General features: G+C 65.5%; 11 protein-coding genes. All 11 read left to right on the forward strand.

All coding sequences use genetic code 11. The features are described from left to right. Positions 1-129: 129 nt before the first annotated feature. Genes DYI24_RS20870 through DYI24_RS20920 form a run of 11 tightly spaced genes read left to right on the forward strand, consistent with a single transcriptional unit; the run spans position 130 to position 5,035 of the window. Entirely contained in the window at positions 130-372 is a 243-nt protein-coding gene (locus DYI24_RS20870; protein ID WP_164573686.1) for a hypothetical protein, read from the forward strand. After that, positions 372-584 (forward strand): hypothetical protein, encoded by a 213-nt coding sequence (locus DYI24_RS20875; RefSeq protein WP_164573687.1) that lies wholly within the window; start codon positions 372-374, stop codon positions 582-584. The genes DYI24_RS20870 and DYI24_RS20875 overlap by 1 nt, the downstream gene beginning before the upstream one ends. Continuing rightward, complete coding sequence (locus tag DYI24_RS20880; RefSeq protein WP_164573688.1) at positions 581-871, forward strand: hypothetical protein; 291 nt, start codon at positions 581-583, stop codon at positions 869-871. The genes DYI24_RS20875 and DYI24_RS20880 overlap by 4 nt, the downstream gene beginning before the upstream one ends. Then, positions 868-1,047, forward strand: coding sequence for a hypothetical protein (locus DYI24_RS20885; RefSeq protein WP_164573689.1), 180 nt, complete (start codon positions 868-870; stop codon positions 1,045-1,047). The genes DYI24_RS20880 and DYI24_RS20885 overlap by 4 nt, the downstream gene beginning before the upstream one ends. Further along, entirely contained in the window at positions 1,034-1,387 is a 354-nt protein-coding gene (locus tag DYI24_RS20890) for a hypothetical protein (RefSeq protein ID WP_164573690.1), read from the forward strand. Before DYI24_RS20885 ends, DYI24_RS20890 begins: the two co-directional genes overlap by 14 nt. Beyond that, positions 1,387-1,716 (forward strand): hypothetical protein, encoded by a 330-nt coding sequence (locus DYI24_RS20895; protein WP_164573691.1) that lies wholly within the window; start codon positions 1,387-1,389, stop codon positions 1,714-1,716. Before DYI24_RS20890 ends, DYI24_RS20895 begins: the two co-directional genes overlap by 1 nt. Then, the gene (locus DYI24_RS20900) at positions 1,713-1,880 is read left to right on the forward strand and encodes a hypothetical protein (protein WP_164573692.1); all 168 of its coding nucleotides are present in this window, start codon (positions 1,713-1,715) and stop codon (positions 1,878-1,880) included. The genes DYI24_RS20895 and DYI24_RS20900 overlap by 4 nt, the downstream gene beginning before the upstream one ends. Further along, on the forward strand, positions 1,877-2,302 hold the full coding sequence (ssb, locus tag DYI24_RS20905) for a single-stranded DNA-binding protein (RefSeq protein WP_164573693.1): 426 nt from the start codon (positions 1,877-1,879) through the stop codon (positions 2,300-2,302). The genes DYI24_RS20900 and ssb overlap by 4 nt, the downstream gene beginning before the upstream one ends. Positions 2,303-2,323: 21 nt before the next feature. Next, positions 2,324-3,544, forward strand: coding sequence for a DUF5131 family protein (locus tag DYI24_RS20910; RefSeq protein ID WP_164573694.1), 1,221 nt, complete (start codon positions 2,324-2,326; stop codon positions 3,542-3,544). After that, positions 3,537-3,785, forward strand: a complete 249-nt coding sequence (locus DYI24_RS20915) for a hypothetical protein (protein ID WP_164573695.1) — start codon at positions 3,537-3,539, stop codon at positions 3,783-3,785. Before DYI24_RS20910 ends, DYI24_RS20915 begins: the two co-directional genes overlap by 8 nt. Beyond that, the gene (locus DYI24_RS20920; RefSeq protein WP_164573696.1) at positions 3,782-5,035 is read left to right on the forward strand and encodes an MT-A70 family methyltransferase; all 1,254 of its coding nucleotides are present in this window, start codon (positions 3,782-3,784) and stop codon (positions 5,033-5,035) included. The genes DYI24_RS20915 and DYI24_RS20920 overlap by 4 nt, the downstream gene beginning before the upstream one ends. Positions 5,036-5,101 lie beyond the last annotated feature (66 nt).

A 5,101-nucleotide genomic window follows, 5' to 3' on the forward strand; every position in this document is an offset into this window, starting at 1 on the left:
GGAAGTGCGTCAGCGTGACTATCTGGTCGGCCTGCACGGCCTACCGGAGGAACCGCCCGCATCGGGACCCGCCGGAATTAGTCCCGAGCCGGAACCAATTCCCGCTGCTGCTGACGGGGAGGCGGTGTCGTGACGGACGCCGCGATCCAGACCCTCGACCTGATCGTCCGGGCGGCGCTCCTGATCGTCGCCGCGGCGCTGACGATCGCGGTGGTGCAGCGCTGCCTTCCACGCGCGCTCGGCCGCAAGGCCGCCGATCCCGCCTTTGATCCCGAGGCCTGCCCCTACGGCGAGCGGCCCGGCTTTTCCGCGCGCGAGCTTCATCAATACCGGCCGCGCTTCGGCGGCGGTTCTCATCGGGGAGGGGTCTGATGTTTGGCATGAGGACATTCGATCGGCACGGGGTCGGGCGCGCCATTTTGTCGTTCTTTCTGCGGGCGGCTCCGTTCACCAGCGCTGAAACGACCCGCACGACGCGCCGCAATCACGGCCGCGGGCATTACGGCAGCAAGCGCCGCACCTATCCGCGCAGCGGCGTCGGCCGCTGGGGCAAGAGGCACGTGCTCAAGGGGGTGCGGCCGTGAGCGAGGCGGCTGCGCCTTTCAATCCGTTCACCGGAAAGCGTCGCGACAAGCTGCGCTTGATCGCGCAGCTCTTGGCCGCCCGTCGGCGCGTCAGCACCGCAGACGCCAGTGTCGCGCTGGGGCGGTGCTGTGATGGCCGCGAGGTCAACTACGTTGCCCAGCTGATCACGGCCATCCGCGCGCAGCTGCCTGCGGGCATCGCGGTTCTGTGTCAGCGCGGCGTTGGCTACCACGTCAGCGACAAGGCGAAGCTTGCCGCATTCCTGCGCGGGGAGAACGCCCAATGACCCCGCTCGATCGCGCCTGCGATTTTGTCGCGCTGCATCCGATCGCGGCGGCGGGGTTGTTGCTGCTGGCATTCGGCATCATCGGCAGCGGCGCGGCGCTGATCGGGGCTTGGCTCGATCACCAGGTCGAAGCCTTGATCGGCTTCGTGCGCGGGGGCTGCGATGTCGCAACCTGACAGCAGCGATATCCGCCTTTCGCCGGCCGAGCAGCTCTCCTTTCTGAGCGCACGGGCGGTCGCCACCGGACAGGCGTTCGTGCGCACCCGCAATCAGCAAGAGCTGGCGCGCGATCTGGCCGAACTCACCGCGCAGGTCGCGCAGCTGCCCGAAGCGGCACAGGTCTTGCCGCTGTTCGCTTTCCTCGGTGTGCACATCCAGGCGCTGTCGCTGGCGCCGATGGTCAGCGCCGATCGGCTGGAATGGCTGGCGCTGGTGATCTTCGCCAACGAGCGCCTGCTGCGCACCGCTAATCGCGATCTGCACGCGACGTCCCACTGCATCGCCGGAGCCGACTGATGACCGTGACGCGACCGTTGTCCGACACGCTCAACGAACTGATCGTGATTAGCGAAGAAGCGATCACGCGACCATCGGCGCAGCGCGATCTGCGCTGGATCGAGCGCATGCAGCGCATTGCGGCCGAGGTGCGGCGCGCCGACGTTCGGCCGTGCGAAGGCCCGCGTACCACCTTCGGTGCGATGAGCATGGCGGCAGCGCTGGAAGGCCTGCACGCCGCGGCAGACGAGCATAAGCCGCTGTGGCGGATGCACGTGGCCTCGGCGCTCGAGCTGGTGCGGCTCGGCGCCTACCAGGAACTGATCAACACGCGAGGGCAGCGGGGATGAGCGCGCAAAGCAAAAACCTTTTGAAACGCTATGGCGATGTGATCGCTCTTTGGATCGCTCGCTATGACACCGCCGAGATCTCGCATCTTCTCGCTGTGCCCGAACACACGGTCGCGCGCTGGATCGCAAATTTTAGAGATCTGGCCATGGAGCAGCGGGCATGAGCGGCAGCGTCAACAAGGCGATTCTGATCGGCCGGCTCGGCGCCGATCCTGATGTGCGGCGGCTGCAGGACGGCAAGCCGGTGGTGACGATGCGGATCGCCACCAGCGAGAGCTGGCGCGACAAGGACACACAGGAGCGTAAGCAGGCGACCGAGTGGCACCGCGTCGTCATCTTCAATGAAGGGCTCTGCAAGATCGCCGAGCAGTATTTGAAGAAGGGCGCCAACGTCTACATCGAGGGCCAGATCAAAACCCGCAAGTGGACCGATCAGTCCGGCGCCGAACGCTACAGCACCGAGATCGTGGTCGCCGCCTTCAAAGGCAGCCTGACGATGCTGGAATCCTCCGGCGCCGGCCGCCCGGCCAGCGAAGAGAGCTACGGCGCCGAACGCCGCGATCTCGACGACGATATCCCGTTCTGACGGCGGCGAGGGGGCGGGGTCATGGCGGATAAGAGCGATATCGAATGGACCGATGCGACGTGGAATCCGATCACTGGATGCAGCGTCGTCTCGCCGGGCTGCACCAACTGCTACGCGATGAAGCTCGCCGGCACGCGGCTGCAGCACCATCCCTCGCGCGCCGGGCTCACCACGATGAGAAAAGCCGGACCGGTGTGGAACGGGCAGGTGCGGTTCAACCGGGACTGGCTGCTGCAGCCGCTGCATTGGAGGAAGCCGCGGCGAATCTTCGTCTGTGCGCATGGCGATTTGTTTCACGAGAGCGTGCCGGACGCGTGGATCGACCAAGTGTTCGCCGTCATGGCGCTGGCACCGCAGCACACGTTTCAGGTGTTGACGAAGCGAAGCAAGCGGATGCGGGAGTATCTGACGTCGACCGGCGGCGGCAATCGGTCCGACGTTCGCAATCATCTTGCGTTTGTCGCAACTCCTAATGTTTTGAACCGATGGTGTCCGGGCTGGAAGTCGGAAGAGATTGACGGCCCTCACCGATCGCTCGGCATCGCGGCGTGTGCACAATGGCCTCTCCCGAACGTCTGGCTCGGCGTCTCAACCGAAGATCAGCAGCGCGCCGATGAGCGGATTCCTGATCTGCTGGCGACGCCGGCAGCGGTGCGCTTTATCAGCGCAGAGCCGCTGCGGGGCCCCATCAACCTTGAAGAAGTCTGGCACGGTGAGAGTGCGCTGGATAGCGAGTGTTGGGGTGAATGTAATTGGTGCAAGGACGGACACCCGCCGCTTCACAATTGTGCCAACAAGTATCCTGCCGGGCCCGGCGCACGCGCTCTAGGCGAATCGCCATCCCTGTACGAGGGGCGCGAGCGTTCCGGTCTTGATTGGGTGATCGTTGGCGGCGAGAGCGGCTCCGGTGCGCGGCCGATGCATCCGGATTGGGTGCGGGCCTTGCGCGATCAGTGCGCCGCCGCGGACGTGCCGTTCTTTTTCAAGCAGTGGGGCGAGTGGGCGCCGAACATCGGCGCCGTCGATGGCTGGTTGATCGACGACAATCCAGAGATCAGCAAATTCGACCATCGCGAATGGGAGGACGGCCGTTGGAGCGAAGTGTTCCGGCCCATGTGGTTAGACTTCCAGGACGGCAACTACGACGAAGAACAGTGCGTATCGCGCATTGGCAAGAAGCGCGCCGGCCGCCTGCTCGACGGCGTGGAGCACAACGCGATGCCGGAGGTGTGCCGTGGCTGAGACCTCTTATCCGTTCTTTCGCATCGCGCGGCAATTCGGTGTGCCCTACGGCCAGGTGCTGGCCTATCGCGATGCGTTGCTCCGGAGCGCGGGGCTTTCGTTTGCGCCTTTCGATGAGTGGGAACGTGCGGCCTGGCAGGCCCTGGTTGGTACAAGCGCAGCGGTCGCCATCGTCAATGCGATCATCGAGGAAAATCTGCGGCGAATGAGTGCCGTCGCGGCCGGCGGTGATCGCCGATGAACGTGCTCGCTCAATACGCCAACGCGCGGGAAGTGCTCGCCGGTCTCGGCAAGGCCCTGTCGGATGCCAACCGGGTCGAGGACTGGAAGGCGGTTCGGCTCGATATCGAGCACGTGAAGGTGCACGCCGAATACATCCGAAATCGCGCGTTGCTGATCGAAGCTACGGTTCTGCAGCTGCGGGCGGAGCGGCGCCTCGGTGCGATGTTGGCGGAGGCACGCGAGGCCGGCGAATTAGCTGTGCGCCACCAGGGCCGCCGTCCGGCGCCTGCAGAAGGCGAGGACGCGCCGCCGCCGCCGGCGACGCTGAAAGAGATCGGCATCGACAAGAAGCTTGCCGCCCGTGCGGCAGCAGCAGCCCAGCTGCAGGACGCGCAGTTCGACGCGCTGGTCGAACAGACGCGGGAGAAGATGGCGAGCGGCAAGGCTATCGTCGTTGATCCAGTGAAGCAGGCGGAGAAGACGGCGGACATCCAGCGCCGGCGCGATCAGCACGCCTCGCGGACGGTCGGCGGCGGCTGCGTCGATGATCTGCACCAGCTGGTGCGCGACGGCCGCAAGTTCGGCTTCATCGGCATGGACCCGCAATGGCTGTTCGAGACTCGTAGCGATGCCGGAAGCGGCCGCTCGGCGGGGATGCACTACAAGACTGAGAAGCTGGACGCGATCATGCAGATGCCCGTTGGCGAACTACTTGCCGATGGCGGTGCGCTCGGAATGTGGGTGGTGGATTGGGCGCTCGATCAGGCGGCCGCGCTGATCCGGCATTTCGGTCTGACGTACATTACGGTGCTGTTCACCTGGGTGAAGACCACGCCGCGGGCGAACGAGATCATCGCAAAGTTGCTGGCCGATGGCGTCTCGATCGACATTGCGGACGATCGGCTGTGGCATCTCGGCCAGGGCTATTGGAGCCGCGCCAACCCGGAAATGTGCTGGCTGGCCACAAAGGGCTCATCGAAGCGGCTCTATGCCGACGTGCGGCAGCTGATCGTCGCGCCGATCATGGAGCACAGCCGCAAGCCCGATGAATGGCTGGCGCGTGCCGAGCGGCTGTTCGAGGGCCCGTATCTCGAACTCAACGCGCGCCGGCCGCGGCCCGGCTGGGTGAGCTGGGGCGACGAACTGACATTCACCGGCGAAGCACCGCCGGTCGATGCGATCACCGCCGAAACCGAAGCCGCCGCCGATGAGCCGCTCGATCTGCCGGCGTTTTTGCCGAGCCACAACACTGAGGAGATTGCATCGTGAGCGCCCGCCATCGCCTCGCTCATCGCCGATCGCACGAGACGATCGCGATCGGCGATGAGCGAGGCG

It is taken from the genome of Rhodopseudomonas sp. BR0C11 (assembly GCF_010820945.1).
In the GTDB taxonomy this organism is placed as follows: domain Bacteria; phylum Pseudomonadota; class Alphaproteobacteria; order Rhizobiales; family Xanthobacteraceae; genus Rhodopseudomonas; species Rhodopseudomonas palustris_H.

What these genes read in the sequence shown, in the direction of transcription:
- DYI24_RS20875 (WP_164573687.1), top strand. Translation starts at nt 372, where the DNA reads ATGTTTGGCATGAGGACATTCGATCGGCACGGGGTCGGGCGCGCCATT.
- DYI24_RS20885 (WP_164573689.1), top strand. Translation starts at nt 868, where the DNA reads ATGACCCCGCTCGATCGCGCCTGCGATTTTGTCGCGCTGCATCCGATC.
- DYI24_RS20890 (WP_164573690.1), top strand. Translation starts at nt 1,034, where the DNA reads ATGTCGCAACCTGACAGCAGCGATATCCGCCTTTCGCCGGCCGAGCAG.
- DYI24_RS20895 (WP_164573691.1), top strand. Translation starts at nt 1,387, where the DNA reads ATGACCGTGACGCGACCGTTGTCCGACACGCTCAACGAACTGATCGTG.
- DYI24_RS20900 (WP_164573692.1), top strand. Translation starts at nt 1,713, where the DNA reads ATGAGCGCGCAAAGCAAAAACCTTTTGAAACGCTATGGCGATGTGATC.
- ssb (WP_164573693.1), top strand. Translation starts at nt 1,877, where the DNA reads ATGAGCGGCAGCGTCAACAAGGCGATTCTGATCGGCCGGCTCGGCGCC.
- DYI24_RS20910 (WP_164573694.1), top strand. Translation starts at nt 2,324, where the DNA reads ATGGCGGATAAGAGCGATATCGAATGGACCGATGCGACGTGGAATCCG.
- DYI24_RS20920 (WP_164573696.1), top strand. Translation starts at nt 3,782, where the DNA reads ATGAACGTGCTCGCTCAATACGCCAACGCGCGGGAAGTGCTCGCCGGT.